This is a genomic window from Lysobacter sp. A286, assembly GCF_054052105.1.
Map to the genome: position 1 here is coordinate 1,964,673 of NZ_JBSVRJ010000001.1, position 26,403 is coordinate 1,991,075.

Sequence of the window (26,403 nt, forward strand, 5' to 3'; positions counted from 1 at the left end):
TGCTCGCGGTGCGGCCTAACAATTCATTCAAGCCGACACCGCTTCGCGGCGCGGCTTAATTCAGGCGTTAGGGCACTCAACCAATTCCTCATGACCATCATGAAAGTTCTCATTGTTTACGCTCATCCTGAACCTTCGTCGTTTAACGGCTCAATGAAGGACTTGGCAGTAAACACGCTGACGTCGCAAGGTCATGACGTACAAGTATCTGACCTCTACGCGATGGGCTGGAATCCTGTAACAGGCCCTCATGACTTTACAGGTGATCGCTCCGATCCGGATCGGCTCAGCATTGCACGTGAGCAGACCCATGCGATGGCACAAGGAACTATCGCGCCCGAGATAAAAGCAGAGCAGGACAAGCTGGTACAAGCCGACCTTCTAATCTTGCAGTTTCCAATCTGGTGGTTTGGTCCGCCAGCAATTCTAAAGGGCTGGTTTGATCGCGTATTTGCTAGAGGGTTTGCTTACCATACGGGTCGTAAGTATGACACCGGCGTATTCAAGAATAAGCTAGCGATGGTGGCGAGTACGACGGGCACCTCGGCGGAGACATACGCTCCTGATGGCATTGATGGGAGCTTACTTACAGTTCTTTGGCCCATACACAATGGATTGCTGCGATACGCAGGATTTGATGTCCTTCCTCCATATGTTGCGCACATGCCCGGCAAAATGGGCGACGCTGGCCGTGCTGAGCAACTTGCGGCTTACGAGCGGCGGCTAGAGACAATCGGTGATACGCCTCGGTTGTTCTTCCATCCCGCTGAAGACTACGGCGCTGATGAAAGACTGAAGCCTGGGGTCGTTGCCAGATCCGGCGTGCAAAGAAACGTCTGGTAGCCTCCCTATGGCGCAAGAGTGCCCTAACAATTCGTTCAACCCGAACCCACTTCGTCCCACCCACCACATGGCAGATAAAGCTTGCCATGTGGTTGGCTCCACTACGCAGGTCGGGTTAACTCAAGCGTTAGGCGGCATGCCATTGGTCACAGCGGCTTGTGTCACTTTGCTCTATTTGCAAGGGAAAGTAGCATCCGTCAGGCACTCTAAAACTTAAGGGATTTTCCATGATGCGACTCAAAGCTTTTGACGTGCCAACCCCACTAAAACTCAGTGCTGCTTGGGCCGCTACCGTCCTGTGCTACATCTATTGTGACTACTTCGACCTCTATGTGCCGGGTAAGGTGCAGAGCATCCTCGAGGGGGCTGGGCCGTTCGGTCCCGTCTCGCAGTGGACGCTTCTTGGCGCGGGGGTGCTACTCATAGTCCCAAGTACGATGGTATTTCTATCGGTCGTGCTGCGACCGACGGCGAGCAGGCTCTTGAACCTCGTCTTTGGTGTCATATACACCTTGATTATGGTTCTTCTAGCGTTCGTAGTTCAGTGGTATTTTTACAAAATTTTCGCAGTAGTGGAGGCGGCACTCACCGCCACCATAATCTGGATCGCATGGCGGTGGCCTAAAGCAGATGCCGCCTAACAATTCGTTCAAGCCGACTCAGGCGTTAGCCCTCATACCCGGTCCCCCAATGTTTGAGAGATTGCCACACAGCCTGGAACGCTTGCGCCTCCGCACCCTGCGGCCAGACGATCTTGATGCCTTTCACGCGTATCGCAGTGATCCAGTTGTCGCCAGGTACCAAGGCTGGGAACCAATGACGCTATGGGAGGCTTCAGACTTCCTGCGGTCTCAAGCCAGCCAAACCAGCCATGCGCCTGACACATGGCGACAGTTGGCAATTGCCTACCTGAAGAGCGATTTATTGATCGGTGATATTGGTGTATGGATTTCTCCTGACTGTTTACAAGCAGAGTTTGGCCTTAGCATCACCCCCGTGGTTCAGGGGAACGGGTATGGCGCTGAGTGCGTACGCGGGTTGATAGAGCTCTTGTTCTCGGCCACCGCCGTCGCTGAAGTTGTGGCAAGCACGGATGTCCGTAATTTGGCGTGCCTCGCGGTCTTGGCGCACTCAGGCATGCGCCACATGGACACGCGACAGGCTGAGTACAAGGGTGAGATTTGTACAGAGCATCTGTTCTCAGTGCGCAAGGCTGAGGGCTAACAATTCATTCAAACCGAAGCCGCTTCGCGGTTCGGCTTAACTCAGGCGTTAGACCTACTTGGAACCACTCATCACCCCTGATGGTCGCTACCTCGTGGTTCGAGGCCGTCTGTGGCGAGCTGCTAACCCGAGCCTCGCGCCGGACGTTCGTTCTAAGCTCGTAGGCGACCTCATGAATGCGCGCCGGGAAGTCAAAGGTGCCGGTCGAGCCCAAGATCAAGATCGGCTCGCTGTGGCTCGTAGCACAGTGAATTCAGCCAAGATCTCCCTGGGTGAGCGCGGTCGTGTTTGGTGGACCGACGGAACCAAGGACTTCAATCGGCACTTGGTCAAGAACACGCCGTACGCAAGCTGGTACTTAGAAGTTGAGGTACGGTAGGCCTAACAATTCGCTCAAGCCGAAACCGCTTCGTTACACCAAAGGCATGGCAGGAAAAGCTTGCCATGCCTTTGGCTCCACTACGCAGGTCGGGTTAACTCAAGCGTTAGACCTTGGACCAAGCATCATGAGAATCCGAAAGGAAAGCCCATCGGATACCGCAGCTATTGAGGCCGTGACTGTCGCGGCGTTTCAGAGCGCCGCTCATACCAGCCATACCGAACAGTTCATTGTCAGGGCGCTGCGCGGCTCCGGTCAGCTCACTGTCTCTCTAGTTGCAGAGGACAATGACGCGGTTATTGGACATGTCGCCGTCTCGCCCGTAGCTATCTCCAGCGGCACCTCCGGGTGGTATGGGCTCGGGCCAATCTCCGTTGCGCCAGAGCGCCAAGGACACGGAATTGGCGCTCAACTCATGGAGCATGCGCTGACGGAACTGCGTACCCTAGGCGCTGCCGGATGCGTTGTACTTGGTGAGCCCATCTACTACTCGCGCTTCGGCTTCAACGCGGAGCCATCGCTGGCACTACCCGACGTACCGGCAGAGTACTTCCAGGCCATTTCGTTCAACGGTTCGGTGCCTTCCGGCACGGTTTCATACCATGACTCGTTCGCAGCCAAGGTCTAACAATTCGTTCAGGCGTTACGTTGCCAGGGAGAGTTCTATGCGCATCCAGTTTGTGGCGCTGCTATGCACGGCCTTCATCCTTACTGCCTGCACTTCGACGCCCGTTGAGCCCAAGACGTACCCTTCATTGACTGCAGCGTCCGACGCCTACTTTTCGGCGTCGCGGTTTGGCGATACGGCCAAAGCTGCATCCCTTCTTGCTGAGGACCACTTGTTCATCGGCCCTACGGGAAAGGTGCAGGACAAGCCGACCCGCGTGGCTTGGCTTAAGGGTAACCAAGACTGGCTTCCTTCCGTGTCGGCCCAAGACGTTGAGGTCAAACAGTTTGGCCAGACTGGCCGCATCAGCGGAGTCTGGGTCATTCCTGAGGCAGGCGCGACGATCCACGAACGTTTCATCCATGTTTGGTCCTTCCAGGACGGCCGCTGGCAAATGATTTCTCACCAAGTCACCGAAATGCCGCAGCCAGACGGCAAAGGTCAATGAGTTCGCAACCTAACAGGGGAGACTCTCAGTGCTCAAGGAAGTTGGCGGCGTCAAGATTCAGCCCAAGCACCGGGCAACTTGTCACTGTGGCTCAGTGGAGTTCGAGATCGATCTGCCGGACGGCATCGTCAATCCGCGCCGCTGTGACTGTTCCATCTGCCGGCGCAAAGGCGCGGTTGTCGCTTCGGTATCCTTGAACGGCATCCGCATCGTCAAAGGCGCAGAGCATCTGAAGCTCTACCAATTCAATACACACACCTCAAAGCACTATTTCTGCGCCAATTGCGGCATCTACACACATCATCAGCGTCGCTCCAACCCAGACCAATACGGCTACAACGTTGGCTGCCTGGAGGGCGTCAACCCGTTTGCAATTCCAAATATTCCAACCAATGATGGCGTCAACCATCCAGCGGATCGGGGTTGAGGCCTAACAATTCGTTCAAGCCGAACCCGCTTCGCGGCTTCGGGAACACTGCCGCATCGGCAAGCGCGTCGTTCTCCTGTTCTTCGCGGTGCGGGTCGGCTTAACTCAGGCGTTGGGCCTCAGGAGGTTGCTATGCCGAGACACGAGAAGATCAACTACGTTGAGTACCCGTCGAGAGACCTCACGGAGACGAAGCGCTTCTTTGAGCAGGCGTTCGGCTGGACGTTCGAGGATTACGGTCCTGACTACACCGCATTCTCGGATCAAGGGCTAGACGGCGGCTTCTTTAGATCTGACCTGGCGGCTCGCACGGAAGCCGGGAGCGCTCTCATCGTCCTCTTCAGCGAAGACCTTGAAGGTACGCTCGGCCAGGTCGAAGCTTCTGGCGGCAAAGTGGTCAAGCCAATCTTTTCCTTCCCAGGTGGTCGCAGGTTCCATTTCACAGAGCCCGGCGGCAACGAGCTTGCCGTGTGGTCGGAGCCTGAGGCCTAACAATGCGTTCAAGCCGCAGGTGACGCTTTGATGCTCGCGGGCAAGTGATGCCTAACGCACACATGTCCGCACAGCTTGGATCTACCCGTTGCAGAGGACTGGGGCATCCAATTCCGCTAGTTGAGGTGTGACATGCGCATCGCAAAGACTGATATTCCAGCACGTATCACTGTTCCGGGCGCCACGGCCCGACAGATTCCAGATTTCGGTGATGCCAGTGGTTATGGAGCTATTGGAGCAGAGTATTTCTCGCTTGGACAAGGCACGGACATCGCTCCATTGCTTCAAGGACTCAAAGACGATCTTTGCCAAGCCCCGCATTGGGGTTATCTAATAGAAGGCGAGATCATCGTTACGTACAAAGATGGGAACCATGAGTCTGTGGGTTCTGGTGATATGTTCTTCTGGCCTCCTGGCCATACGGTGCGAGTCGAGAAAGATGCTGAGGTGGTGCTTTTCAGCCCGCAGCATGAACATGGCCAAGTGATAGACCACATGCAAAGGAAGCTCGCAGGTGAGGCCTAACAATTCGTTCAAGCCGACCTGCTTCGCTCCACCAGCACGGCAGAAAAAGCTTGCCACGTTGTCGGCTCCGCTACTCAAGTTGGCTTAACTCAAGCGTTAGACTGCGGGATAATTGTCGTGACCACATCACCTACAAAATTTCGCAGCATGAACGAGTTTTATCCGTTCTATCTTGGTCAACACACCAATAGAACCTGCAGACGGCTTCACTTTGCAGGGACAACCCTCGCGCTGCTCATTGCTGCCTACGCTGTATATACCGGTAACTGGTGGCTGATAGTTGTCGCCATCGTGCAGGGCTACGCATGGGCCTGGGTTGGGCATTTCTTCTTTGAGCACAACAGGCCAGCGACGTTCACACATCCGCTCTACAGTTTTGCGGGCGACTGGTACATGTGGTTTGACGTTTTGCGTGGCCGAATCAAGCTGTAGAACGACTGCCCGCAGCCAGCATTCGCTCAAGTCGGCTCCGCTACGGGGATTTGCTTGAATCTGGCGTTAAGTGCCAAGGTGAAGATATGCAGCAACTATCCGAGAGTTTTGTCATTGGCGCGGCATCCGGCGCCATTACCTACGCCGCGTCCATGGTGTGTCCCCAAGCATGAAAAGCATGTTGCTAGTCGGTCTCGGAGGGTTCCTCGGTTCGGTCGCACGATACAAGCTTGGTGGCCTGGTGCTGCACCTGACAGCGCAGGAGCGCTTTCCTTACAGCACGTTCGCGGTCAACATTCTTGGCTGTCTGGTCATAGGCGTTCTTGCCGGTCTCGCCGAGCGGTATGACTTGTTTGGCCCTGGCACAAGGCTATTTCTCTTCACCGGCCTGCTCGGTGGGTTCACAACCTTTTCCGCGTTCGGCCTGGATGCCGTGTTTCTTGTACGTCGCGGGGAGTTCTGGGTGGCTGCATTGTATGCTGGTGCCAGCGTAGTCCTTGGTATCACTGCGGTTTGGCTGGGCCTCAAGCTCATCTCAATGCTCCCGCGCTGAGGCATGCTCGCTTCCGAAACGGCATTGCGAAAGAACCGCAACATCAATGAATACCCGGGTGATCTGTTCGAATGCGGGTCGGACCAATTTACCGGTTGATCCGGGCCTGTTGCACGGTCTTGACGTTGGTTCGGGCATGGTCGGTTCTCCGCCACTCCCGGAGCTCCCGCCATGTCCAACACCCTCTATGACGCCCTGCGTGAAAGCCACGAAACCCAGCGCGCGTTGTTGCGCAAGTTGTTGCGCAGCAAGCCGGGCACGCAGGCGCGGATCAGCCTGTTCAAGGACGTGCGGGTGGAGCTGGAGGCGCACGAGGCCGCCGAGGAGCGCTACCTCTACGCCCCGATGCTGATGGACGACGCCGGCCTGGACTCGGCCCGGCATGCCTTGCACGAGCACCACCAGATCGACGAGCTGGTCGCCGACGTGCAGGCGTTGGCGCCCGATGGCGATGCCTGGATCGAGAAGGCCCGCGAGCTGTCGCACGAGGTGCACCATCACCTGCGCGAGGAGGAGAAGAAGTTCTTCCAGATGTCCGGGAAGATCCTCAGCGAGGCGCAGAAGACCCGCCTGGCCGGGCAGTACCGGCGCGATTACGCGCGGATGCGCAAGCAGTTGGAAACGGCGTGAGCGTCCGACTTCTACGTCACCCTCTACGACGCGAATGCCGAGAACGTTGAGCTCCGGGAGCAGGCGCTGGGCCTCCCCTCGCGGTCGCGGACAGTGATCGAGAACGGCGCCAGCCATCCCGCACTGGGTAACAACGGCGAGGTGCTGTCCGGCCCGGGTGCTATAAGTGTGTACCTTTCCGGACCCATTTGACCCAGCCTCAAGTATCCGATCTTCCGCCACCAACTCAAGGATGAGACCATGCCCCTGCGTGCCCTGCACCTGTTGTCCTGCTTGCTGTTTTTGCTCCTGCCCGGCCCGTCGTTGCGCGCAGCCGAGCCCACACCCCCCGCATTGATGCTCGCGACGACCTACGAGGCCGGGGTCGACGTGTCCGAGTACTGGATCAGCGAAAAACTGGATGGGGTGCGCGGCCGTTGGGATGGCACGATGCTGCGTACCCGCGGGGGATACCGGGTTGAACCCCCGGACTGGTTCACCGCTGATTGGCCGGCGATGGCGATGGATGGCGAATTGTGGATGGGTCGCGGACGGTTCTCCGACGTCAGCGGTGTCGTGCGCTCCACCGAGCCGGATGAGGAGGCTTGGCGGCAGGTGCGGTTCATGGTGTTCGACCTGCCCGCATCCACCGAGCCGTTTGGAACGCGAGTGCTACAGATACGCTCCGTGCTTGCCCAGGCCGATATCGACTGGCTGCAACCGATGGCCCAGGTCCGGGTCGCCAATGCCGGGGAACTCGACGAGCGGTTCGATGCGGTAGTCGCGGCCGGCGGCGAGGGGCTGATGCTGCACCATCGGCTGGCGAAATATGCGTTTGGCCGCAGTGATGATCTGCTCAAGTACAAGCCCTACCAGGATGCCGAAGCACGAGTGGTCGGCCATACGGACGGGCGCGGAAAATATGCGGGCCTGCTCGGCGCGTTGATCGTTGAGCGACCCGACGGACTCCGGTTCCGCATCGGCAGCGGCTTCACCGATGTAGAGCGGGCGGAACCCCCACCGGTGGGGAGCCATGTCACCTATCGATACAACGGATTGACATCCAACGGTGTGCCGCGTTTTGCGCGGTTCCTGCACATCCGCCATTTGCTGCCGCCTCCCGACCCCGAGTGATGATCACCCGGTAGCCGCGATGCGGGCCGGAACTACGCCGCTGAGGCCTTCAGCAGGCTTTCCAGTACCGCCATCCGCACGGCGACACCGTTGCGGACTTGTTGCAGGACCAGTGATTGCGGTCCATCGGCCACCTCGTCGGTGATCTCGACGCCACGATTGATCGGGCCCGGGTGCGTCACCACCGCGTCCGGTGCGGCCCGGCGCAGACGCGCGGCAGTGAGTCCGTAATCGCGGTGGTAATCATCCAGCGAGTTGACCAGGCCATCCGCCATCCGTTCGCGCTGCAGGCGCAGCATCATCACGACATCGACGCCATCCAGGGCGGCGTCCAGGTCGTGGAGGACGCGGCAACCCGGGAGGCTGGATGCACCCGGCAACAACCCCTCGGGCCCACAGACGCGGATCTCACCGGCCCCCAGGGTGCGCAAGGCATCCAGATCGGAACGGGCCACGCGCGAGTGTTTGACGTCACCGACGATCAGTACCTTGAGCCCGGCAAAGTCCTCACCCTTGGCTTGCCGCAGCGTCAGCATGTCGAGCAAACCCTGGGTGGGATGGGCGTTGCGGCCATCGCCAGCGTTCACCAGCGAGGTCTGCGCGCCCGCGTCGGCGGCAAGCGCCGCTACCGCGCCATTGTCCTGATGACGCACCACGAACCCGCGCACGCCCATCGCTTCGATGGTCCTGAGGGTGTCACTGGCCGTTTCACCTTTGCGGGTGGAGGACGTGGACACATCGAAATTGAGCACGTCGGCACCCAGCCTTTGAGCCGCGAGCTGGAAGCTCAGCCGGGTGCGGGTGGACGCCTCGAAAAACAATGTGCAAATAGCAATACCGGCAAGCGAATGACGGTTGTCCTGGCCATCGGCATAACGCTGGGCGTGGTCGAGCAGCGCGACAAGCTGCTTGCGCGGCATGTCCTCCAGGGTCAGCAAATGCCGACTGGTCGGACCGGAGGCCTCTGGATGATGCGTGGTGACAGTCATGTGTTCTCTTGGCCAATCTGGCTGATGGATATGGCGTCATCGGGTGCGGCCAACCAGCGCTCGACAATGACCGCGGCGGCAACCGCATCCAGCGTTTGCGCATCCTTGCGCCGCTTGCGGCCCTGGGCCCGATCATCGGCAAAACGCTGTGCCGCCTCGATCGAGCTGGAGCGTTCGTCGACCAGCACCACGGGCAGCCGGTACCGCGCCTGCAGCTCACGCGCAAAAGCGTGCGCCCGGACCCTGGCCGGCTGGCTGCCACCATCCAGGGTCAGCGGGTCACCCACGACCATGCCGTCGGGGAGCCATTGACTGCGCAACCGGTCCAGCATGATCCAGTCTGGCGTGACCCAGTCCGGACCGTGTCCATGTACGCCGATAACCGCCAACGGACGTGCGTGATGACCGAAGCGGTTGCCCACGGCGACGCCGATCCGGCGGGAGCCCACATCGAAACCAAACACGGTGCCGTCGTGGCGGATCTCCGCCGTCCCTGGATCCGACGCGGGCGTGCTGGCACTCATGCGCGCCCGGAGTAGGACGCCAGGTGGGCAAAATCCACCCCGATGCGACCGGCGGCGGCTTCCCAACGGACGTCCAATGGCAGGGAAAACAACAATTCGGTGTCGGCGGGAGCGGTCAACCAGTCGTTTTCGGCCAACTCCTGTTCAAGCTGGCCGGACCCCCACCCGGCGCAACCCAATGCGACCAACGCGTTGGCCGGACCCTCCCCGCGCGCCATCGCTTCCAGGATGTCGCGGGAGGTGCTCAGGAACAATGACGGGCTGATTGACAGCGTCGAGTCCCATTGGCCACCGCCATCGTGCAGGACAAAACCACGCTCGGGGTGGACCGGCCCGCCGGCCAGCACGGGCTGGGCGCGCATGTCATCGCTGCCACCGTCGACATCCATCTGCCCCAGCACGTCGCCCAGGCAGTATTCGGAGGTGCGGTTGACCACGATGCCCATCGCCCCATCAGCGTCGTGCTGGCAGATCAGGGCGACGCTGCGCGAGAACGGGCTGTCGCCCAGGGACGGCAAGGCGATCAGCAACTGATTGGCAAGTGGGGTGGCGACAGGACTCATGGCCAGCATTCTAGCCTGCGCATCCGCCAAGCCAACGGGTATTCACACGGGACTGATCCGCGATGACGCATTGTTGATTTGCTCGAAACCAAACGCGATGATGCCGGGGTCTTGGGTCCGGCCCATGCAATGGCGGTGACGGGGACGACAACACCGACAGGGGAGCAATAACAATATGCCGATGACCGCGCGCAGCGGACGATGGAAGCGGTGGCGACTGCCGGCGCTGGCGGCTGCCATCCTGCTGATTGTCGTGCTGCCCATGGCCCTGTTGTACTCGGTGATGCGCGGAAACTTCGAAGCCGCTGACCGGGTCAACCACATCCGCAACGTGGAGGCGATGATCCACTCGTTGACGTATGACGTGCGCAATACCGAGGCCGCCACACTGGCGCTCGCCGCCGGTATCGACACGCCGCTGGTTCGCAGCCGCCTGCAGGACAGCACCGCGCAGATCCCGGAGAAGTTCGCCAAGCTGGTTCAACTCACGCGGGAAGATCCAAAGCAGCAGCTGGCCATGGGCCAGTTGAAAAGCACCCTGGAGCAACGCCGTCGCCTGGTCGATGAGACCACGCACAGTACCGGCCGGGATCAGCAATTCGCCAGGGTCGAAGAGATCATCACCCGTTATCCGATCCAGTCGATTACCGCGCAGATCCTTGACCGGGAACAGGAGCGTCTCGACCAGCACATCGACATCGCGCAACGCCTGCGTGGCCAAGGCGTTGGCCTGATCTGGGTGGCCATGATCGCGCAACTGGCGCTGCTGGGTCTGCTGACATACTTGTCGCAAGCCCAGAGCGTTCGCAATCTGCACACCGAGCGGGCGTTGCAAGGTGCCAACGCCCGCGCAGAATCGGCTTTGCAGACGGTGCGTGAACCGATCGTGGCGATTGACGCCGGCCAACGCGTAGTGATGCACAACACTGCGTTCACCGAGCTGTATGGCCAGCCCGAAATCGAGGGCCGTGAGGATGCTGACCCGGAGTTGGCGAATGCGGAGGTTTTCCACGGTCGCCCTTTGGCGGAGATTGGCGGCGGCGCCTGGCAAGATCCGGTATTCCTGCAACGCCTGAACGACGTACTGAAGCGCAACCGGGAGTTGTGGGATTACGAGCAGCGCCAGCGCACCAGCGATGGCAGCGACCGGGTCATGCTCATCAATGCCCGGCGCATGCCGCTACCGGGCAGCGAGGATCAGGTGGTGTTGATCACCGTCAGTGACATCACCGCGCGGAAGGCCACCGAGAACCACATCCGCGAACTCAACAGTCAGCTGGAAGGCAAGATCGAGCAGGTATCGGAAGTCAACCGGGAGCTGGAGGCATTCAGCTATTCGGTATCGCATGACCTGCGCGCCCCGTTGCGGCATGTGGCCGGCTTTGCCGACAAACTCGGCCAGCATCTGGGTGATGAACTCGACGACAAGGGTCGCCACTACCTCGATGTCATCGGCAGCTCGGCCAAGCGCATGGCGTCGCTGATCGACGACCTGCTGGTTTACTCCCGCCTGGGGCGCAGTGCTTTGCGACTGCAGGCGGTAGACATGCAGTCCATGGTGTCCGAAACCCGTGCAATGCTCGAAGCCAACACGGCCATCGACGCGCCCGATCACCAGATCACCTGGCGTATCGCGCCGCTGCCCATCCTCATCGGTGACGAGAACATGCTCCGCCAAGTCTGGCTCAACCTGCTGGGCAACGCGGTCAAGTACAGCTCCGGACGCGAACCGTCCGTGATCGAAGTCGACCACGAACGCATGCAAGATGGCAGTCATCACTTCAGCGTGCGCGACAACGGCACCGGCTTCGATATGCAATATGCAGGGAAGCTGTTCGGGGTGTTCCAGCGCATGCACAAGGCCTCCGAATTCCCCGGTACCGGCATCGGCCTGGCGAGCGTTCGCCGGGTGATAACGCGCCATACTGGCCGGGTCTGGGCCGACGCCACACCAGACGTTGGCGCGACCTTCCATTTCGTGCTTCCTTCCACCCTTGACAACACCCCTGACCGAGACCACAACGCATGAATCCGATCCGCACCATCTTGTTGGCAGAAGACAGTCCCGCCGATGCCGAAATGGCGATGGATGCCCTGCGCGAGGCCAACCTCATCAACCACGTCGTCCATGTAGAGGACGGCGTCGAGACGCTGGACTACCTCCTGCGCCGCGGCCGCTGGGCCGACCGCAAGGACGGCGACCCGGCCGTGCTTCTGCTCGATATCAAGATGCCGCGGATGGATGGCCTGGAAGTGCTGCAAAAGATGCGCGACGACGAGTCGCTACGGCGTATACCGGTGGTGATGCTGACCTCCTCCAGCGAGGAGAGTGACCTGGCACGCAGTTGGGATTTGGGCGTCAACGCGTACGTGGTCAAGCCGGTGGATATCGATCAGTTTTTCACGGCGGTGAAGACACTTGGCCAGTTCTGGGCAATATTCAACGAAGTGCCATCGGAATAACCGCTCCGGGCCCGCGCCCACCTGACGCAATGCGGTGAACATGAACTCACTCGACTCCCTTGTGCAGGCCAACCAGGAGCCGCCGTCGGACTACTGCGCCAGCGCTCCCGGCCATCCCTTGCATGGGCCGTACCACGATAATGAGTACGGTTTCGTGCAACGTGACCAGGCGGCGCTGTTCGAGCGGCTGGTACTGGAAATCAACCAGGCCGGATTGAGCTGGCTGACGATCCTCGCCAAACGGGATAATTTTCGCGCCGCTTACCATGACTTTGATGTCGACCTGGTGGCGGCCTATGGCGAGCAGGATCGCGCGCGCCTGTTGGCGGATGCCGGGATCATCCGCAACCGGCTGAAGGTGGACGCAGCGATCCACAACGCACGGGTCATCCAGCAACTGCGCAGCACCCACGGCAGCTTCGCGGACTGGCTGGACGCACACGTCATGGTCGATGGCGTGCGCCGCGACAAGCCTGCCTGGGTCAAGCTGTTCAAGCAGACGTTCCGTTTCACCGGCGGCGAGATCACCGGCGAGTTCCTGATGAGCCTGGGCTACCTGCCAGGCGCACATCGGGACGATTGTCCGGTGCATGCACGGGCCATTGCAGCCGGTGCGCCCTGGGCGGTTGCTCCGCGGTAATTTTGGAGGCGTTGGCGTGAAGTAGTATCGACGCCTCTGTCGCCTCCGGCGATGTCCCCCAAAGGAGCGTCCATGAAGCCATTGATGTTGCTGTTTCCACTGATGCTCGCGGCGTGTTCCGCGCCAACCGCACCCGACACCACCCAGCCGCCGGCCATCAATGCGTCAGTCGCGGACGCGGCGGTCGGACAAATCGTGGATGCCGCGTTGCTTGGGCGTTACCACTGGCAGCTTGATCAGGCCACCGACGCCAACGGCCAGCGCATCGACGCCCTGCTCGTCCGCCCCGACCAACCGGTGCAACTGGACTTCACCGACAGCCGCATCCAGATCAGCAATACCTGCAACTCGATGAGCGGCGGCTTCAGCATCGATGGCGAACACCTGCAGGTAGACCGGCTGGCGCAAACCATGATGGCGTGCACCGACACCGCACTGGCCGCACTTGACGATGCCGTCGGTGATCGCCTGGCCGATCCGGCAACCATTGCCGTACAACAAGATGGCGACACCGCCCAACTGAACCTGACCACCACCAGCGGCGACGTCCTGGTATTCGTCGGCAAGCCCACGGCCGAAACGCGCTACGGCAGCGAAGGCGAGCAGGTGTTTTTGGAAGTCGCCGCGCAGACCAAACCTTGCAATCACCCCCTGATTCCCGACAAGTCCTGCCTGCAGGTGCGCAAGCGGACGTATGACGAGAACGGCCTGGTCGTCGGTACGCCCGGGGAATGGGAGCCGCTATACCAGGATATCGAGGGTTACACGCACGAGCCGGGCATCCGCAATGTAGTGCGGTTGAAGCAATTCACCATCGCCAACCCACCCGCCGACGGCTCGTCAATCGCGTACGTGCTGGACATGGTGGTCGAGTCCGAGCGCGTCACGCCCTGATAAATGAAAAATGAAAAATAAAAACAACCGGGTTGATCGCCCGGCTGTTTTTTTATCAAGGGTTCTGGTGTCGCCGGCATTCAACGCCGACCAACATGCCACGCCTCAACGCGTCTCGGCGATCTCAACGCCTTCCATGCCCGCTGACAGGGTTCGGGCATCGCCACTCTGGGCCAGCTTGATGCGCAGCCGCACCTCGTTCTGCGAGTCGGCATAGCGCAGCGCATCGTCGTAGCTGATCTCGCCGGCCTGGTAGAGCTCGAACAAGGCCTGGTCGAAGGTACGCATACCCAACTGGGTGGACTCCTTCATCACTTCCTTGAGCTTGTGGATTTCACCGTCGCGGATGTAGTCCTGGACCAGCGGCGTGCCCAGCAATATCTCCATCGCAACCCGTCGGCTCTTGCCGTCCGGGGTCGGAATCAGCTGCTGCGCCACGACACCCTTGAGGTTCAGCGACAGATCCATCAACAACTGGCTGCGACGATCCTCCGGGAAGAAGTTGATCATCCGGTCCATCGCCTGGTTGGCGTTGTTGGCGTGCAGCGTGCACAGCACCAGGTGGCCGGTCTCGGCAAAGGCGATCGCATGGTCCATGCCTTCGCGGGTGCGCACCTCACCGATCATGATCACGTCCGGTGCCTGGCGCAGGGTGTTCTTGAGCGCGTTCTCCCAGCTGTCGGTGTCGATGCCGACCTCGCGCTGGGTGATGATGCAGCCCTCGTGCTTGTGCACGAATTCGATCGGGTCTTCGATGGTGATGATGTGGCCGCTCGAGTTCTGGTTGCGATAGCCGATCATCGCCGCCAGTGACGTCGACTTGCCGGTACCGGTCGCACCGACGAACAGGATGATGCCGCGCTTGGTCATCGCCAGGGTCTTGATCACCGGCGGCAGGCCGAGCTCCTCGATGGTCGGGATCTTGGTCTCGATCCGCCTCAACACCATTCCTACCTGGTTGCGCTGATAGAAGCAGCTCACCCGGAAGCGCCCGACGTTGGCCAGGCCGATCGCGAAGTTGGCCTCGTGGGTCTTCTCGAACTCCTCGCGCTGCGTCGGGTTCATCACGTTGAGCACCAGGTCACGACTCTGCTGTGGCGTCAACGGATTCTGGGTGATCGGCTGCAGGGTGCCGTTGACCTTCATCTGCGGCGCCATGCCGGCAGTGATAAACAAGTCGGACGCTTTCTCGTGCGCCATCAACTTGAGGAACGAGGTGAAGTCGATGCTTTCGGCGGTGCTCATTGCGGTATTCCCCTTGCCGCCGGACCCGATGCCCGCCGGCTGATGTCGTGATCAGTCGAACAGGCGCTTGTCCTTGGCGTACTCGCGGGCTTGCGGACGCAGGATCAGGCCACGCTTCACCAGGTCTTGCAGGTGCTGGTCGAGGGTCATCATTCCGGCGTTCTGGCCGGTCTGGATCGACGAGTACATCTGCGCGACCTTGTCCTCGCGGATCAGGTTGCGGATGGCCGGGGTGCCGACCATGATTTCCCATGCGGCCGTACGCCCGCCGCCGACCTTCTTCAGCAGCGCCTGGCTGATCACCGCACGCAGGGACTCCGACAGCATCGACCGCACCATCGGCTTCTCGCCGGCGGGAAACACGTCGATGATGCGGTCGACCGTCTTGGCCGCCGAGCTGGTATGCAAGGTGCCAAATACCAGATGGCCGGTTTCCGCGGCAGTCAGCGCCAGGCGGATCGTCTCCAGGTCGCGCAACTCGCCCACCAGGATGTAGTCGGGATCCTCACGCAGCGCCGAGCGCAATGCTTCGCTGAAGCCATGGGTATCGCGGTGGACTTCGCGCTGGTTGATCAGGCATTTCTGCGAGGTGTGCACGAACTCGATCGGGTCTTCAACCGACAATATGTGCGCGTACTCGTTCTTGTTGATGTGGTCGATCATCGCCGCCAGCGTGGTCGACTTGCCCGAGCCGGTCGGGCCGGTGACCAGGATCAGGCCCTGCGGCTGGTCGATCAGCTCCTTGAAGATGCGCGGAGTACCCAGGTCTTCCAGGGTCAGCACTTCGGAGGGAATCGTGCGGAACACCGCACCGGCGCCGCGGTTCTGGTTGAACGCATTGACACGGAAGCGGGCAAGGCCGGGAATCTCGAACGAGAAATCGACCTCGAGGAACTCCTCGAAGTCGCGCCGCTGCTTGTCCGACATGATGTCGTAGATCAACGCGTGCACGGACTTGTGGTCCAGCGCCGGGATATTGATCCGGCGGACGTCACCGTCAACCCGGATCATCGGCGGCATGCCTGCGGACAGATGCAGGTCGGATGCCTTGTTCTTGACCGAAAATGCCAATAGTTCGGCAATATCCATATATGTTCCCCAACACCGTGGATGGTTTGTCCCGCCGCATATCAACGACCCCCGCCCGGAACGCCGGCAGTCGTTTGTTGGCTGGCACTTGAAAGCCCCTTGGCCAGCAGTATAGCCCCGGACCCGCGTCGTCAACCCTGTCTTTCATCACAGGATCGGCGACTGTCATCCCCCAGCCAGGCAAGCCGGCGCCGGCCCTCTTACACTGGCCGCCTGTCCGCACCAAGGTTTCCCACATGAGTTCCGCATCCAACCCTGACTCCGCGCAGTTCCCGGTCGTTGCCTTCATCGGTGGCGGCAACATGGCCCGCAGCCTGATTGGCGGCATGATTGCGCGCGGTGCCGAGCCCGGCCGCGTGCATGTCGCCGAGCCCGTGGAAGCGCTGCGGCAGTCGCTGCAGGCCGATTTTGGCGTGTCGGCCTTCGCCACGGCCAGCGAGGCCGTCCAGGGCGCGGCGGTCTGGTTGCTGGCGGTCAAGCCACAGGTCATGCGCGCGGTCTGCAACGAGGTCGCCGCCACCGCGCAGTCCACCCGACCGGTGGCCATCTCGGTTGCGGCCGGCATCACCTCCGGCCAGCTGTCGGACTGGCTGGGCGGCGATGTCCCGGTGGTGCGTGCGATGCCCAACACGCCGGCGCTGCTTGGGGCGGGCATGACCGGGCTGTTTGCGAACCCCCATGTGGATGCCATACAGCGCGAGCAGGCAACCCGGTTGCTGGATGCGGTCGGAACCACGGTCTGGATCGACGATGAGCGCCAAATGGACGCCGTCACCGCCGTATCGGGCAGCGGCCCCGCCTATGTCTTCCTGCTCTCGGAGGCGATGCAGGCCGCCGGAGTGAAGCAGGGCCTGTCCGCCGATACGGCGCGCGTGCTGGCCAACCAGACCCTGCTCGGTGCGGCCCGCATGCTGACGGAGCTGGACGAGCCCGCCGACGGCCTGCGCAAGAAAGTCACCTCACCCGGGGGGACCACCCACGCCGCGATCCAGGCCTTCGAGACCGGCGGCTTGCGTGAGCTGGTCGACCGTGCAATCACCGCCGCCACCGTGCGCGGGCGCGAGCTGTCGGCAGCGAATGAGGATTGAGACGATGACTCCCTTCATTACGCCCACCATCTTGCGCATGGCCCTGGCCGGACTGCTGGGCACTGCTTTGTTGTCGGGGTGCTCGGCCGAGGCACCCTCGCCCGACGCCGCCGGTATCGCGCCGGCCACTACCGCCGCGGAGTCCCAGGACACCACGATCCGGATCGGCGACACCACCGTGCGCGCCACGGTGCTGCAGACCTCGACTCTGGGTGAGTTGGTCGCCAGCAAGTACGGCATCGAACGCAGCGACGATCGCGTCATGCTGCTGATCGGTTTGCGCCAGGGCGAATCCGGACAGGCGGCGTCGGTCCCGGCGCAGGTCAGTGCCACCACAACCGACCTGCGCGGACAACGCGAGACCATCGAGTTGCGCCCGCTGGTCAGCGGCGATCTGGTCGATTACGTCGGTTTCGTCCAGGTCACCTTGCCGGACACGCTGAGGTTCCAGGTCGACATCCAGCTGGAAGACGGCACGCGCTCGACCATGCGCTTCAGTCGCCAGTTCGCCCCGCACTGAGGGCTGCTGCCCCCGCGCCAGCTCAGCCGTGGCGCGCGGCCCAATCGTTGATGATCGCGGCAATCGCGTTGACGCCATCGGTCAACGCGGCCGGGCCGGGCTGCAGGATCATCGCCGACTTGATCTCGTGCAGCTCGCCGTCACGCACTGCCGGGATGGCATCCCAGCCATCCCGGGCGGCGACCTTTTCCGGGCGGAACTTCTTGCCACACCACGACCCCAGGATGATGTCCGGCGCACGCCGGATCACCTCGTCGGGATCTTCCAGGATGCGCTGCCTGGCCAGCGACTCGGCGGCGCGCTCCGGGAAGATGTCGTCGCCGCCGGCGATGCGTACCAGTTCGGCTACCCACTGGATCCCGCTGATCAGTGGCTCATCCCATTCTTCGAAATACACCCTCGGCCGTCGCGGCAAGCGCGCGGCGACCTCGGCAATGCGATCCAGTCCGCGCTGCAGCTCATCGGCATAAGCGTTGGCCTTGTCGGACGCGCCCACCAGCGCCCCCAGCCGGCGGACATAGTCCACGATGCCGTCGACACTGCGATGGTTGCTGATCCACACCTCGACCCCGCTGCGGATCAACTCGGCGGCTATGTCCGCCTGGATATCGGAAAACCCCACCACGAAGTCCGGCTTGAGTTTCAGGATCTCGCCGATCTTCGCGCTGGTGAACGCACTGACTTTCGGTTTGGTCTTGCGCGCGATCGGCGGCCGCACGGTAAACCCGCTGATGCCGACGATGCGGTCCTGCTCGCCAAGTGCGTACAAGGTTTCGGTGGGCTCCTCGGTCAGGCAGACGATCCGCCTCGGGCCGTTCGTCGTCGCCGTCCCCGCCGGCACGCTCACGGGTACAGATTCCGCTTCGACCATTCGCCGGCCGCATCGCACTCGTACAGCTGCCGCTCGTGCAGGCGAAACTGTGCGCCGTACCAGAACTCGATCGCCATTGGTCGCACACGCAGCCCGGTCCAGCGCGGCGGACGCGGAATGTCGCGGCCCTCGAACTCCTGCTCGACCTGGGCTATCCGCTCATGGAAGCGTTCGCGGTCCAGGGTCTCGGACTGCTTGGATGCCCAGGCCCCGACCTGGCTGCCACGGGCACGCATGGCGAAATAGGCGTCCGCCTCCTCGTCACTGACTATCTCCACCGGCCCGGCGATCCGTATCTGCACGCCCTCGCGTACCCGCGGCCAATGGAACATCAACGCCGCGCGCGGGTTGTCCTGCAACTCGCGACCCTTGCGGCCATCCAGATGGGTGTAGAAAACAAAGCCACGCACGTCGTGCGCCTTCAACAGCACGGTTCGCAGCGACGGGCAGGCATCGCGGCTGGCGGTCGCTACCGCCATCGCCGTCGGGTCCGGTTCACCGGCAATGCCTGCTTGCGCAAACAGCTCGTCAAAGGTCACGAGCGCCTCGCGCAGCAGCTCGGGAAGCGCTGGATCCAGCGCGGTCGCGTCAATGGTCATGCGGCTATTGTGGGCCGGCGCGGCGGTGACTGCACCCCCATTGCAGCGTGCCGGCCGGGCCGACGCTACTGGATCAACGCTACTGGACCATGAAGGTCACCTTCATGTCCGCTCGCCACTCGGTGATGTTGCCGTCTGCATCGGTAACCACCTTGATCTCCTTGATCCAGGCACCCTGCAGACCCTTGACCGAGGTGGCGGCCTTGTGCAGGCCGACCTGGATCGCGTCTTCCAGGCCTTTTTTCGACGAGGCATTGAGCTCAATGATTTTCGCAACTGCCATGATGATCTCCAGGATAATCTGCGCGTCGCGATATGCGACCCGGCGCACTGAACCTAGCCGGGACCGTGTTAAAGACGCGCAAACGGTCCGACAACGCCGCCATCGGGCGCTTGCAACCTCTACAATCGCCGCATGAATCCTGCTGCAAATTTAATCCTGGTCGGCCCGATGGGTGCCGGCAAGTCCTGCATCGGCGCACGCTTGGCGACCCATTTCCGGCTGCCACTGGTCGACAACGACCAGCAAGTCGAACAACGCGCAGGTGCCAGTGTCGATGCGATCTTCCGATCCGAAGGCGAGCCCGGCTTCCGCAGTCGCGAGCGCACGACACTGGCGGAGGTATTGAACGGCGACGGCATCGTGCTGGCCACCGGCGGCGGCACGGTACTGGACAGTGGCAATCGCCAACTGTTGCGTGAGCGGGGCTTCGTGGTCCACTTGCACGTCAGCGTCGCCCAGCAACTGGCTCGCTTGGCCGACGACAAGACCCGCCCATTGCTGCAACGCGAGGACCGCGACGTCGCATTGCACCAGCTCGCCCTGCTGCGCACACCGCTGTACGCGCAGGTCGCGGACCTGCGCTTCGACGCCGGCAGCTTGTCGATCGAGCAGGCGACCACTGCGCTGGTGGAACAGCTGGAGCAACACTGGCGACGCGCCGCCATTCCATGAGTGCCATCCGCACCGTCGAGGTAGACGCGGCCGCGCCCTACACCATCAGCATCGGCCCGGGCTTGCTGGCCGACGGTGCCTGCATCGCCGCCGCGATCCGCGGACGCCACGCACTGCTGGCAAGCGATGCCAACGTCGCGCCGCTGTATGCCGATGGCGTGGAGGACAGCCTGCGCGTGGCGCTGCCGGGCCTGACCTGCGCGCGGTTCGTGATTCCCGCCGGCGAACACGAAAAGACCATGGCCCGGTTCACCGAGGCACTGGACGCGTTGGCGGCCATGGGCGCGACCCGGGATGCCGTCGTGCTTGCACTGGGAGGCGGCGTCATCGGTGACCTGGCCGGGTTCGCCGCTGCCTGCTGGATGCGGGGCATCGACGTGATCCAGTTGCCCACCACGTTGCTGGCGATGGTCGACTCCTCGGTAGGCGGAAAAACCGCTGTCGACCTGCCCTCGGGCAAGAATCTGGTCGGCGCATTCCATTCACCCCGCGCCGTGATCGCCGACACCAGGGCATTGCGCACCCTGCCCGACCGGGAATTGCGCGCCGGGCTGGCCGAAGTGGTCAAGTACGGCGCGATCGCCTCGTCCCTGGACCCCGACGATGCCGGCTTCCTGGCCTGGCTGGAAAGCCATGTTGATGCCCTGCTGGCCCGCGACGATGCGGTATTGACCGAAACCATCGCCCGCTGCTGTGCGCTCAAGGCCGCGGTGGTCGCGCGCGACCCGTTCGAACGTGGCCAGCGCGCGCTGCTCAACTTCGGCCATACCTTTGGCCATGCCATCGAGACCCAGCAGGGCTATGCCGGCACGACCGCCGACGGCCTCAACCATGGCGAAGCGGTTGCGGTCGGCATGGTGCTGGCAACGCGCCTGTCGGCCCGGCTGGGGCTGGCGCCGACGGCCGATGCCGAGCGTCTGTGCGCCCTGCTGCATCGTTTTGGCCTGCCGACCGGGCTGCCCACCGGGCTCGATCCCGCCGCACTGCTGGCGCGCATGCGGCTGGACAAGAAGGCCAACGCCGACGGTATCCGCTTCGTGCTGTGGGACGGCATCGGCCATGGACGGCTGGTCGCCGGGGTGGACGACCCTGCGGTACTGGCGGTGCTCGCCGACGCCACGCGCACTCCCGCTGGCCGGTGACGCCAGCTTCCGATAGCCCCGCTTGGGAACCCCGTACAATCCAGCCATGCGCTTGCTACTGCAACAACTTCCCGATCACTGCGAAGCGCCCCGCTTCGTCCAGCTGATGCTCCAGCCCGACCTGCTGGGTGGCTGGACACTGGTGCGCGAGTCTGGCCTGATCGGCGGTCGCAGCCAGGTGCGTCGCGAGCAATTCCTGGACCACGACAGCGCGATTGCCGCCCTGGAACAGGCGCGCGACCAACAGCTCAAGCGCGGCTTCCAGCTGATGTTCAGCCAAGGCGCCAACGCACCGCGATAGATCGATGGCGACGCCCGTGCGCCGAAGAACCACATCCACTTAACAGGAGTCCCGCCTTGTCCGACCAGGCCTTGTCCACCCCGCCCCGCAACGACCGTTTCCTGCGTGCCCTGCGCCGCGAGCCCGTGGATTGCACGCCGGTCTGGCTGATGCGTCAGGCCGGGCGTTACCTGCCCGAATATCGCGCCACCCGGGCCGCCGCTGGCAGCTTCCTGGCGCTGGCGAAGAATCCGGAGCTGGCCTGCGAGGTCACCTTGCAGCCGTTGCGGCGGTTCCCGCTGGACGCGGCGATCCTGTTCTCCGACATCCTGACCATCCCCGATGCCATGGGGTTGGGGCTGTATTTCGTCGATGGCGAAGGTCCGAAGTTCGAGCGCCCGGTGCGCACCGCCGCCGACATTTCCAAGCTCGGCGTGCCCGATATGGCGACCGACCTGCGCTACGTGATGGACGCGGTCAGCACCATCCGCCGCGAGCTGGACAACGCCGTGCCGCTGATCGGCTTCTCCGGCAGCCCGTGGACGCTGGCCTGCTACATGGTCGAGGGCAGTGGCAGCAAGGACTTCGCGCGGGTGAAGGCGTTGGCGATGAACGACCCCGCCGCGATGCACCGGTTGCTGGACGTGACCACCGACGCGGTGATCGCCTACCTCTCGGCGCAGCGGGCGGCCGGCGCACAGGCGCTGCAGTTGTTCGACACCTGGGGCGGCGTGCTGTCGCCGTCGATGTACCGCGAGTTCTCGCTGCGCTACATGCAGCGCATCGCCGCTGAACTTCCGCGTGGTGAAGGTGCCGAACGCACCCCACTTATCCTCTTCGGCAAGGGCAATGGCGCCTATGTCGGCGAACTGGCCGACACCGGCGCCGAAGGTATCGGCGTGGACTGGACCATCGACCTGGCCGATGCGGCCCGGCGAACCGGTGGCAAGGTCGCGTTGCAGGGCAACCTGGACCCGGTGACCTTGTATGCCGAGCCGGACACCATCCGTGCCCACGTCGGCCGCGCGCTCGACAGCTACCGCGATGGCAACGACGGCTCCCGCGAAGGCCACGTATTCAACCTCGGCCACGGGATGTCGCCCGACATGAAACCCGAGCACGTGGCGGTCATGGTGGATGCGGTGCACCAGCTCAGCGCACGCTGATCAGGGAAGGCCTGGACAACCGGGCTCAACGCGCCCCTTCGGTCTGGAACAATTCACGCAAGATCATCCCGGTAACCGGCTTGCGCACAAAGCGATCGAAGCCGGCCGCCAGCGCCTGCGACTCCGCATCCACGTCGCCTTGCGCGGTGATGGCGATCAACGGCCGGTCGAACCCCTGGGCGCGAAGTTGCCGTGCCAGCGACAACCCGCCCAGGCCAGGCAGGTCCAGGTCCAGCAACGCCGCATCGAAGCGGGTGACGCTGGTCGCCACCAACGCTGCCAGGCCATGGCTGGCGTGAACGACATGATGGCCCTGGGTACGCAGCAAGCCGGTAATGACCTGCGCGATGGTGGGGTCATCCTCCACCAGCAACACCATCAGGTCGCAACCGGCTGACACAGGCGCCAGCGCGACCACTTCGGTCGCCACGGGGACGCCGGTTTCGCGCAGCGGCAATCGCACGTCGAAACGCGCGCCTTCGCCCAGCACGCTGTGGGCGGTGATCACGCCTCCCATCGCGATCGCCAGCTCCTGGCAAATGGCCAGGCCCAGTCCGCTGCCCCCGTACCGGGCGGCAGTGCGGGCGCCATCGGCCTGTTCAAAGCGCTGGAACAACCGCGACAACTGCTCCTCGTCGAGGCCCGGACCGGTGTCGACGACGTGGAACTCGACGCCACCATCATGGCCGGAAACGCCAAACCGGATCGTGCCCGATTCGGTGAACTTGATCGCGTTACCCAGCAGGTTCAGCAGTATCTGCCGCACCCGCACCGGGTCACCGCGAACCCCAACCGGCGCGCTGTCATCACAGCAGTCGACAAACTCCAGCCCATCGGCCCGCGCCAGCGGTGCGGTCATGTCAACGACCTCGTTGAACAGCACATGCAGGTCAAACGGCTCGTCACCCAGATGGAGTTTCCCCGCCTCGATCCTGGCCAGGTCCAGGGCGTCGTTGACCAGTCGCAGCAGATGTTCGCCGGCCCCATGGATGGACCGGGTATAGCTGCGTTGCTGCGGATCCAACGCGGTGCCCAGCAACAACTCGCTCATCCCCAACACGCCGGTCATCGGAGTACGCACCTCGTGTCCCAAGGTGGCCAGGAATCGCGTCTTGGCCAGCGACGCCTGGTGCGTGACCTCACGCTCGTGCTCCGCGCGTTGCCAGTCGTGGCGTCGCTTCAGTCGCGCTCGATACTGGTCCGCGACCGACCACAGCAACAACACCAGCAAGCCGGCAAGCCCGGCCAGCGCCCACGACGTGCGCCACCACGGTGGCTGCACCTGGAAGGCCAGTACCTGCTCCACGGCGGCATTGCCGGCAGCATCCACCGCGCGCGCTCGCAAGCGGTAACTGCCCGCCGGCAATCCCGCCAGTACCCGCTCCCCCTGGGAACCATGCTGGATCCAGTCCGTGTCATAGCCCTCCAGCCGCGTGTAATAGCGGTTTGCGGCCGGGTTGTCATAGGCCAGCAACCGCAACTGCACCCGCAACTCCCGCTCGTGTGGTGACAGCACCAGTGGCTGACTGTCATCCAGCGCCACCCAGCGTCCGTCACGACGTACCTCCACCTGGCTCCAGCGCAGCGCTGGCCGGGCGGGCGGCGGATCGGGAGCAAGCGTGTCGACTAGGACCACACCACCGTCTGCAAGCGCCGAGGCCAGCACCCCTGCATCGGTCAACACCAGGGTGCGATCGACGAATTCCTGGCTGCCCAGGCCATCTGCAACACCGAAACTGCGGGTATGGCGGGTATCCGGATCCCAGCGGAACAGGCCGCGCAAACTCGACATCCAGACCCGGCCACGCGGGTCGAGGCGCAACCCGGCCGCCTCGACGGCGGGAATGCCATGTTCCGGGCCGACCGTGGCAACACGGCGCCAGCCGTCGCCATCGCGCCGGTACTGTTCCAGGCCGGACAGGCGTTGCAACCACAGTGCGTTGTCACCATCAAACTGGAACGCAAACACCGTGGTGTCGCCATCGATGCCGGCCACCGGTTCAAGTTTCCCGGTAGCCGGGTCCCAGCGTTGCAGTCCACGGCCACCGGCAATCCATAACTGCCCTTGCGTATCGAAGTCCAGCGCCTGGGTATCCCCCACCCCGAGCCCCTGTTCCGGACCTGCCAGTACCGTCACCAGAACCCGGCCGGTAGCCGGGTCGCGTTGCTGCAGCCCGGCACCGGCAAACGACATCCACAAGCTGCCATCAGGTGCGAACGCGAGCAGGTCCAGCGGGCCACCCAGCGTCGCATCATCAGTCGTTTTACGGCTCCAGCGACGCACCTCACCGTCGGCGTCGATGCGCACCAGCCCGCGGGTCTGCCCCACCCACAGCCGGCCGGCCGGATCCTCCAGTACCGACATCGCCCGCGCGCCCTCCAGCTGCGTCTGTACCGCTTCGTCGACCGGCACTACATGGCCTTGCGGGTCCAACCGCTCCAGCTCGGCACGCTCACCGGCCAGCCAGATTCCACCGTCGCGTGCCGTGGCGACCCCGGGATACAGTTCTGCGGTGAGTCCGTCGGGCTCGCGGTTGAACTGGGCAATCCGGCGCCAGTCCGACGGCAGGTAACCCAGGCCGACACCCGGCACCGGAAACCACATCGCGCCATCGGCCTGCTTGATCATTTGATAGATCGGCGATACCGGGCCCTTCGCGCCGATCGGCACCGGCACCGGCACGCCGCCGACGGGAACCCGCCACAACTGCCGATGGCTGCCCAGCCACAACTCACCGCCCGGATCGGCGAGCACGCTGAACACCGCATTGGGATACTCGAACATGGCCGACCACGCCGGCTGCTTCCAGCTGCCATCGCCGGAAAGCCGGAACGCGCCGCTACCGGCACCAACCCACAGGCCGCTGCCAACTGGCGTCACCGAGAAAATCATTGGCGCCTGATCGGCACCGGGAAGCGCGACCCGCTCGAAATCGGTTCCCGTCCAGCGCGCGAGCCCCTTGGTCGTGCCCACCCACAACCGGTCCATCGCGTCCACTGCCAACGACAGTACGATGCCTGACGGCAAGCTGCGCTGGTCGCCCTCGTCGTGCTGGTAGCGGGTGATCGTGCCGTCTGCAGCGAGGCGATGCAGCCCACCACCAAAACCGCCAAACCACAGCGCATCGTGGTGACTGGTAATCGCCCAGATGTCATCACTGCCCATCCGTGGGTGAGTGGTTGTGCGGTAATGATGGAAGCCGGCGTGACCGGGCTCCAGGACGCTCAGTCCACTGCCTTCCGGCGCGACCCAGATGCGCCCCTGCGGATCAACATGGACCGCCGTGAGATAGTTCACCGGCAACGATTTCAGCTCACCCGGGACGTGCCGCCAGACCCGCATTCCGACCCCGTCGTAGCGCGCCAACCCGTCGGTGGTGGCCAGCCACAGATAGCCATCGGCATCCAGCGCCAGGCTGTTGATATTGCTGGAAGGCAGTCCGTCGGCAACGTCGACATGACGCAAGTTGGGCGTTTCCGGGACTGAGGCCGTCGCTGACATGTTGGCCAGCAGCACGGATAGCGCCAACACCATCACCGCGATCGTTGCGCGCATTGATCCTTCCTTGGTGGTCATTGCGTTCCAGCCTTCCCCTCGGGCCGGCCCAGAGTGGTTGATTGCACACCGGCAGGCAAGTGGGC

32 protein-coding genes are annotated in these 26,403 nt (G+C 62.9%); 23 read left to right on the plus strand and 9 right to left on the minus strand.

Translation table 11 applies throughout. The features are described from left to right. Positions 1-90 precede the first annotated feature (90 nt). The 13 genes from ACW7G0_RS09060 (at position 91) to ACW7G0_RS09120 (ending at position 7,733) form a co-directional block, all read left to right on the plus strand. Positions 91-843: an NAD(P)H-dependent oxidoreductase gene (locus ACW7G0_RS09060; RefSeq protein ID WP_456989223.1), complete on the plus strand. Its 753-nt coding sequence runs from the start codon at positions 91-93 to the stop codon at positions 841-843. 227 nt (positions 844-1,070) lie between these two features. Continuing rightward, entirely contained in the window at positions 1,071-1,484 is a 414-nt protein-coding gene (locus ACW7G0_RS09065; RefSeq protein WP_456989224.1) for a DUF6326 family protein, read from the plus strand. 49 nt (positions 1,485-1,533) lie between these two features. Continuing rightward, positions 1,534-2,067: a GNAT family N-acetyltransferase gene (locus ACW7G0_RS09070; protein ID WP_456989225.1), complete on the plus strand. Its 534-nt coding sequence runs from the start codon at positions 1,534-1,536 to the stop codon at positions 2,065-2,067. Positions 2,068-2,125: 58 nt separating this feature from the next. Continuing rightward, entirely contained in the window at positions 2,126-2,446 is a 321-nt protein-coding gene (locus ACW7G0_RS09075; protein WP_456989226.1) for a hypothetical protein, read from the plus strand. A 127-nt stretch (positions 2,447-2,573) separates the two neighbouring features. Next, the gene (locus ACW7G0_RS09080) at positions 2,574-3,074 is read left to right on the plus strand and encodes a GNAT family N-acetyltransferase (protein WP_456989227.1); all 501 of its coding nucleotides are present in this window, start codon (positions 2,574-2,576) and stop codon (positions 3,072-3,074) included. 37 nt (positions 3,075-3,111) lie between these two features. Beyond that, the gene (locus ACW7G0_RS09085; RefSeq protein WP_456989228.1) at positions 3,112-3,561 is read left to right on the plus strand and encodes a nuclear transport factor 2 family protein; all 450 of its coding nucleotides are present in this window, start codon (positions 3,112-3,114) and stop codon (positions 3,559-3,561) included. Positions 3,562-3,589: 28 nt separating this feature from the next. Continuing rightward, entirely contained in the window at positions 3,590-3,988 is a 399-nt protein-coding gene (locus ACW7G0_RS09090; RefSeq protein ID WP_456989229.1) for a GFA family protein, read from the plus strand. Between the two features lie 132 nt (positions 3,989-4,120). Beyond that, a complete protein-coding gene (locus ACW7G0_RS09095; protein ID WP_456989230.1) occupies positions 4,121-4,480 on the plus strand; it encodes a VOC family protein in 360 nt (119 codons plus the stop codon). 132 nt (positions 4,481-4,612) lie between these two features. After that, positions 4,613-5,005, plus strand: a complete 393-nt coding sequence (locus ACW7G0_RS09100) for a hypothetical protein (protein WP_456989231.1) — start codon at positions 4,613-4,615, stop codon at positions 5,003-5,005. Between the two features lie 147 nt (positions 5,006-5,152). Beyond that, complete coding sequence (locus ACW7G0_RS09105; protein WP_456989500.1) at positions 5,153-5,437, plus strand: Mpo1-like protein; 285 nt, start codon at positions 5,153-5,155, stop codon at positions 5,435-5,437. A 169-nt stretch (positions 5,438-5,606) separates the two neighbouring features. Further along, positions 5,607-5,990, plus strand: a complete 384-nt coding sequence (gene crcB, locus ACW7G0_RS09110) for a fluoride efflux transporter CrcB (RefSeq protein ID WP_456989232.1) — start codon at positions 5,607-5,609, stop codon at positions 5,988-5,990. A 171-nt stretch (positions 5,991-6,161) separates the two neighbouring features. After that, positions 6,162-6,620 (plus strand): hemerythrin domain-containing protein, encoded by a 459-nt coding sequence (locus ACW7G0_RS09115; RefSeq protein WP_456960909.1) that lies wholly within the window; start codon positions 6,162-6,164, stop codon positions 6,618-6,620. Positions 6,621-6,860: 240 nt separating this feature from the next. Continuing rightward, positions 6,861-7,733 (plus strand): DNA ligase, encoded by an 873-nt coding sequence (locus ACW7G0_RS09120; protein ID WP_456989233.1) that lies wholly within the window; start codon positions 6,861-6,863, stop codon positions 7,731-7,733. Positions 7,734-7,765: 32 nt separating this feature from the next. Here the strand turns inward: ACW7G0_RS09120 and ACW7G0_RS09125 are convergent, their stop codons facing one another. From ACW7G0_RS09125 to ACW7G0_RS09135, 3 genes are read right to left on the minus strand one after another with little or no spacing between them, the layout of a single operon-like run. Next, positions 7,766-8,722 (minus strand): aspartate carbamoyltransferase catalytic subunit, encoded by a 957-nt coding sequence (locus tag ACW7G0_RS09125; RefSeq protein ID WP_456989234.1) that lies wholly within the window; start codon positions 8,720-8,722, stop codon positions 7,766-7,768. After that, a complete protein-coding gene (ruvX, locus tag ACW7G0_RS09130) occupies positions 8,719-9,246 on the minus strand; it encodes a Holliday junction resolvase RuvX (RefSeq protein WP_456989235.1) in 528 nt (175 codons plus the stop codon). Before ruvX ends, ACW7G0_RS09125 begins: the two co-directional genes overlap by 4 nt. Continuing rightward, positions 9,243-9,809, minus strand: a complete 567-nt coding sequence (locus ACW7G0_RS09135) for a YqgE/AlgH family protein (RefSeq protein WP_456989236.1) — start codon at positions 9,807-9,809, stop codon at positions 9,243-9,245. The genes ruvX and ACW7G0_RS09135 overlap by 4 nt, the downstream gene beginning before the upstream one ends. 175 nt (positions 9,810-9,984) lie before the next feature. Between ACW7G0_RS09135 and ACW7G0_RS09140 the strand changes: the two genes are divergently transcribed. The 4 genes from ACW7G0_RS09140 to ACW7G0_RS09155 all read left to right on the plus strand — a co-directional run bounded on the left by ACW7G0_RS09140 (position 9,985) and on the right by ACW7G0_RS09155 (position 13,806). After that, positions 9,985-11,838, plus strand: coding sequence for a sensor histidine kinase (locus tag ACW7G0_RS09140; protein ID WP_456989237.1), 1,854 nt, complete (start codon positions 9,985-9,987; stop codon positions 11,836-11,838). Further along, positions 11,835-12,272, plus strand: coding sequence for a response regulator (locus ACW7G0_RS09145; protein WP_456960903.1), 438 nt, complete (start codon positions 11,835-11,837; stop codon positions 12,270-12,272). The genes ACW7G0_RS09140 and ACW7G0_RS09145 overlap by 4 nt, the downstream gene beginning before the upstream one ends. 40 nt (positions 12,273-12,312) lie before the next feature. Further along, positions 12,313-12,912, plus strand: coding sequence for a DNA-3-methyladenine glycosylase I (locus ACW7G0_RS09150; protein WP_456989238.1), 600 nt, complete (start codon positions 12,313-12,315; stop codon positions 12,910-12,912). 72 nt (positions 12,913-12,984) lie between these two features. Next, positions 12,985-13,806 carry a DUF4377 domain-containing protein gene (locus tag ACW7G0_RS09155; RefSeq protein WP_456989239.1) on the plus strand — a complete coding sequence of 274 codons (822 nt, stop codon included), beginning with the start codon at positions 12,985-12,987 and terminating at the stop codon, positions 13,804-13,806. Positions 13,807-13,911: 105 nt separating this feature from the next. On the opposite strand, the gene ACW7G0_RS09160 is transcribed toward ACW7G0_RS09155, so the two are convergent. Next, entirely contained in the window at positions 13,912-15,051 is a 1,140-nt protein-coding gene (locus ACW7G0_RS09160; RefSeq protein ID WP_456989240.1) for a PilT/PilU family type 4a pilus ATPase, read from the minus strand. A gap of 51 nt (positions 15,052-15,102) precedes the next feature. Continuing rightward, positions 15,103-16,140, minus strand: coding sequence for a type IV pilus twitching motility protein PilT (locus tag ACW7G0_RS09165; protein WP_456980177.1), 1,038 nt, complete (start codon positions 16,138-16,140; stop codon positions 15,103-15,105). A 236-nt stretch (positions 16,141-16,376) separates the two neighbouring features. Here ACW7G0_RS09165 and proC point away from each other — a divergent pair, with 236 nt between their 5' ends. Beyond that, on the plus strand, positions 16,377-17,228 hold the full coding sequence (gene proC, locus ACW7G0_RS09170; protein ID WP_456989241.1) for a pyrroline-5-carboxylate reductase: 852 nt from the start codon (positions 16,377-16,379) through the stop codon (positions 17,226-17,228). 4 nt (positions 17,229-17,232) lie between these two features. Next, complete coding sequence (locus ACW7G0_RS09175; protein WP_456989242.1) at positions 17,233-17,748, plus strand: DUF4426 domain-containing protein; 516 nt, start codon at positions 17,233-17,235, stop codon at positions 17,746-17,748. A gap of 22 nt (positions 17,749-17,770) precedes the next feature. Here the strand turns inward: ACW7G0_RS09175 and ACW7G0_RS09180 are convergent, their stop codons facing one another. The 3 genes from ACW7G0_RS09180 to ACW7G0_RS09190 form a co-directional block, all read right to left on the minus strand. Next, on the minus strand, positions 17,771-18,595 hold the full coding sequence (locus tag ACW7G0_RS09180; protein ID WP_456989243.1) for a cobalamin-binding protein: 825 nt from the start codon (positions 18,593-18,595) through the stop codon (positions 17,771-17,773). Beyond that, positions 18,592-19,218 carry a pyridoxamine 5'-phosphate oxidase gene (gene pdxH, locus ACW7G0_RS09185; protein ID WP_456989244.1) on the minus strand — a complete coding sequence of 209 codons (627 nt, stop codon included), beginning with the start codon at positions 19,216-19,218 and terminating at the stop codon, positions 18,592-18,594. Before pdxH ends, ACW7G0_RS09180 begins: the two co-directional genes overlap by 4 nt. A gap of 79 nt (positions 19,219-19,297) precedes the next feature. Continuing rightward, entirely contained in the window at positions 19,298-19,501 is a 204-nt protein-coding gene (locus tag ACW7G0_RS09190; protein WP_456989245.1) for a dodecin family protein, read from the minus strand. 132 nt (positions 19,502-19,633) lie between these two features. Here ACW7G0_RS09190 and ACW7G0_RS09195 point away from each other — a divergent pair, with 132 nt between their 5' ends. The 4 genes from ACW7G0_RS09195 to hemE all read left to right on the plus strand — a co-directional run bounded on the left by ACW7G0_RS09195 (position 19,634) and on the right by hemE (position 22,761). After that, entirely contained in the window at positions 19,634-20,173 is a 540-nt protein-coding gene (locus tag ACW7G0_RS09195; protein ID WP_456989246.1) for a shikimate kinase, read from the plus strand. After that, entirely contained in the window at positions 20,170-21,315 is a 1,146-nt protein-coding gene (aroB, locus tag ACW7G0_RS09200) for a 3-dehydroquinate synthase (protein ID WP_456989247.1), read from the plus strand. Before ACW7G0_RS09195 ends, aroB begins: the two co-directional genes overlap by 4 nt. A gap of 46 nt (positions 21,316-21,361) precedes the next feature. Next, complete coding sequence (locus tag ACW7G0_RS09205) at positions 21,362-21,616, plus strand: WGR domain-containing protein (protein ID WP_456989248.1); 255 nt, start codon at positions 21,362-21,364, stop codon at positions 21,614-21,616. 71 nt (positions 21,617-21,687) lie between these two features. Then, positions 21,688-22,761 (plus strand): uroporphyrinogen decarboxylase, encoded by a 1,074-nt coding sequence (gene hemE, locus ACW7G0_RS09210; RefSeq protein ID WP_456989501.1) that lies wholly within the window; start codon positions 21,688-21,690, stop codon positions 22,759-22,761. Positions 22,762-22,786: 25 nt separating this feature from the next. On the opposite strand, the gene ACW7G0_RS09215 is transcribed toward hemE, so the two are convergent. Beyond that, the gene (locus tag ACW7G0_RS09215; RefSeq protein ID WP_456989249.1) at positions 22,787-26,317 is read right to left on the minus strand and encodes a hybrid sensor histidine kinase/response regulator; all 3,531 of its coding nucleotides are present in this window, start codon (positions 26,315-26,317) and stop codon (positions 22,787-22,789) included. Positions 26,318-26,403: the final 86 nt, after the last annotated feature.

Excerpts from the sequence above, each read along its gene's own strand:
- ACW7G0_RS09145 (WP_456960903.1), top strand. The coding sequence starts at position 11,835 with ATGAATCCGATCCGCACCATCTTGTTGGCAGAAGACAGTCCCGCCGAT.
- ACW7G0_RS09080 (WP_456989227.1), top strand. The coding sequence starts at position 2,574 with ATGAGAATCCGAAAGGAAAGCCCATCGGATACCGCAGCTATTGAGGCC.
- ACW7G0_RS09085 (WP_456989228.1), top strand. The coding sequence starts at position 3,112 with ATGCGCATCCAGTTTGTGGCGCTGCTATGCACGGCCTTCATCCTTACT.
- ACW7G0_RS09195 (WP_456989246.1), top strand. The coding sequence starts at position 19,634 with ATGAATCCTGCTGCAAATTTAATCCTGGTCGGCCCGATGGGTGCCGGC.
- ACW7G0_RS09125 (WP_456989234.1), bottom strand. The coding sequence starts at position 8,722 with ATGACTGTCACCACGCATCATCCAGAGGCCTCCGGTCCGACCAGTCGG.
- ruvX (WP_456989235.1), bottom strand. The coding sequence starts at position 9,246 with ATGAGTGCCAGCACGCCCGCGTCGGATCCAGGGACGGCGGAGATCCGC.
- ACW7G0_RS09065 (WP_456989224.1), top strand. The coding sequence starts at position 1,071 with ATGATGCGACTCAAAGCTTTTGACGTGCCAACCCCACTAAAACTCAGT.
- ACW7G0_RS09160 (WP_456989240.1), bottom strand. The coding sequence starts at position 15,051 with ATGAGCACCGCCGAAAGCATCGACTTCACCTCGTTCCTCAAGTTGATG.
- ACW7G0_RS09105 (WP_456989500.1), top strand. The coding sequence starts at position 5,153 with ATGAACGAGTTTTATCCGTTCTATCTTGGTCAACACACCAATAGAACC.
- ACW7G0_RS09115 (WP_456960909.1), top strand. The coding sequence starts at position 6,162 with ATGTCCAACACCCTCTATGACGCCCTGCGTGAAAGCCACGAAACCCAG.
- ACW7G0_RS09100 (WP_456989231.1), top strand. The coding sequence starts at position 4,613 with ATGCGCATCGCAAAGACTGATATTCCAGCACGTATCACTGTTCCGGGC.
- crcB (WP_456989232.1), top strand. The coding sequence starts at position 5,607 with ATGAAAAGCATGTTGCTAGTCGGTCTCGGAGGGTTCCTCGGTTCGGTC.
- ACW7G0_RS09155 (WP_456989239.1), top strand. The coding sequence starts at position 12,985 with ATGAAGCCATTGATGTTGCTGTTTCCACTGATGCTCGCGGCGTGTTCC.
- pdxH (WP_456989244.1), bottom strand. The coding sequence starts at position 19,218 with ATGACCATTGACGCGACCGCGCTGGATCCAGCGCTTCCCGAGCTGCTG.
- ACW7G0_RS09120 (WP_456989233.1), top strand. The coding sequence starts at position 6,861 with ATGCCCCTGCGTGCCCTGCACCTGTTGTCCTGCTTGCTGTTTTTGCTC.
- ACW7G0_RS09175 (WP_456989242.1), top strand. The coding sequence starts at position 17,233 with ATGACTCCCTTCATTACGCCCACCATCTTGCGCATGGCCCTGGCCGGA.
- ACW7G0_RS09190 (WP_456989245.1), bottom strand. The coding sequence starts at position 19,501 with ATGGCAGTTGCGAAAATCATTGAGCTCAATGCCTCGTCGAAAAAAGGC.
- aroB (WP_456989247.1), top strand. The coding sequence starts at position 20,170 with ATGAGTGCCATCCGCACCGTCGAGGTAGACGCGGCCGCGCCCTACACC.
- proC (WP_456989241.1), top strand. The coding sequence starts at position 16,377 with ATGAGTTCCGCATCCAACCCTGACTCCGCGCAGTTCCCGGTCGTTGCC.
- ACW7G0_RS09150 (WP_456989238.1), top strand. The coding sequence starts at position 12,313 with ATGAACTCACTCGACTCCCTTGTGCAGGCCAACCAGGAGCCGCCGTCG.
- ACW7G0_RS09070 (WP_456989225.1), top strand. The coding sequence starts at position 1,534 with ATGTTTGAGAGATTGCCACACAGCCTGGAACGCTTGCGCCTCCGCACC.
- ACW7G0_RS09215 (WP_456989249.1), bottom strand. The coding sequence starts at position 26,317 with ATGCGCGCAACGATCGCGGTGATGGTGTTGGCGCTATCCGTGCTGCTG.
- ACW7G0_RS09135 (WP_456989236.1), bottom strand. The coding sequence starts at position 9,809 with ATGAGTCCTGTCGCCACCCCACTTGCCAATCAGTTGCTGATCGCCTTG.
- ACW7G0_RS09140 (WP_456989237.1), top strand. The coding sequence starts at position 9,985 with ATGCCGATGACCGCGCGCAGCGGACGATGGAAGCGGTGGCGACTGCCG.
- ACW7G0_RS09165 (WP_456980177.1), bottom strand. The coding sequence starts at position 16,140 with ATGGATATTGCCGAACTATTGGCATTTTCGGTCAAGAACAAGGCATCC.
- ACW7G0_RS09060 (WP_456989223.1), top strand. The coding sequence starts at position 91 with ATGACCATCATGAAAGTTCTCATTGTTTACGCTCATCCTGAACCTTCG.
- ACW7G0_RS09205 (WP_456989248.1), top strand. The coding sequence starts at position 21,362 with ATGCGCTTGCTACTGCAACAACTTCCCGATCACTGCGAAGCGCCCCGC.
- ACW7G0_RS09095 (WP_456989230.1), top strand. The coding sequence starts at position 4,121 with ATGCCGAGACACGAGAAGATCAACTACGTTGAGTACCCGTCGAGAGAC.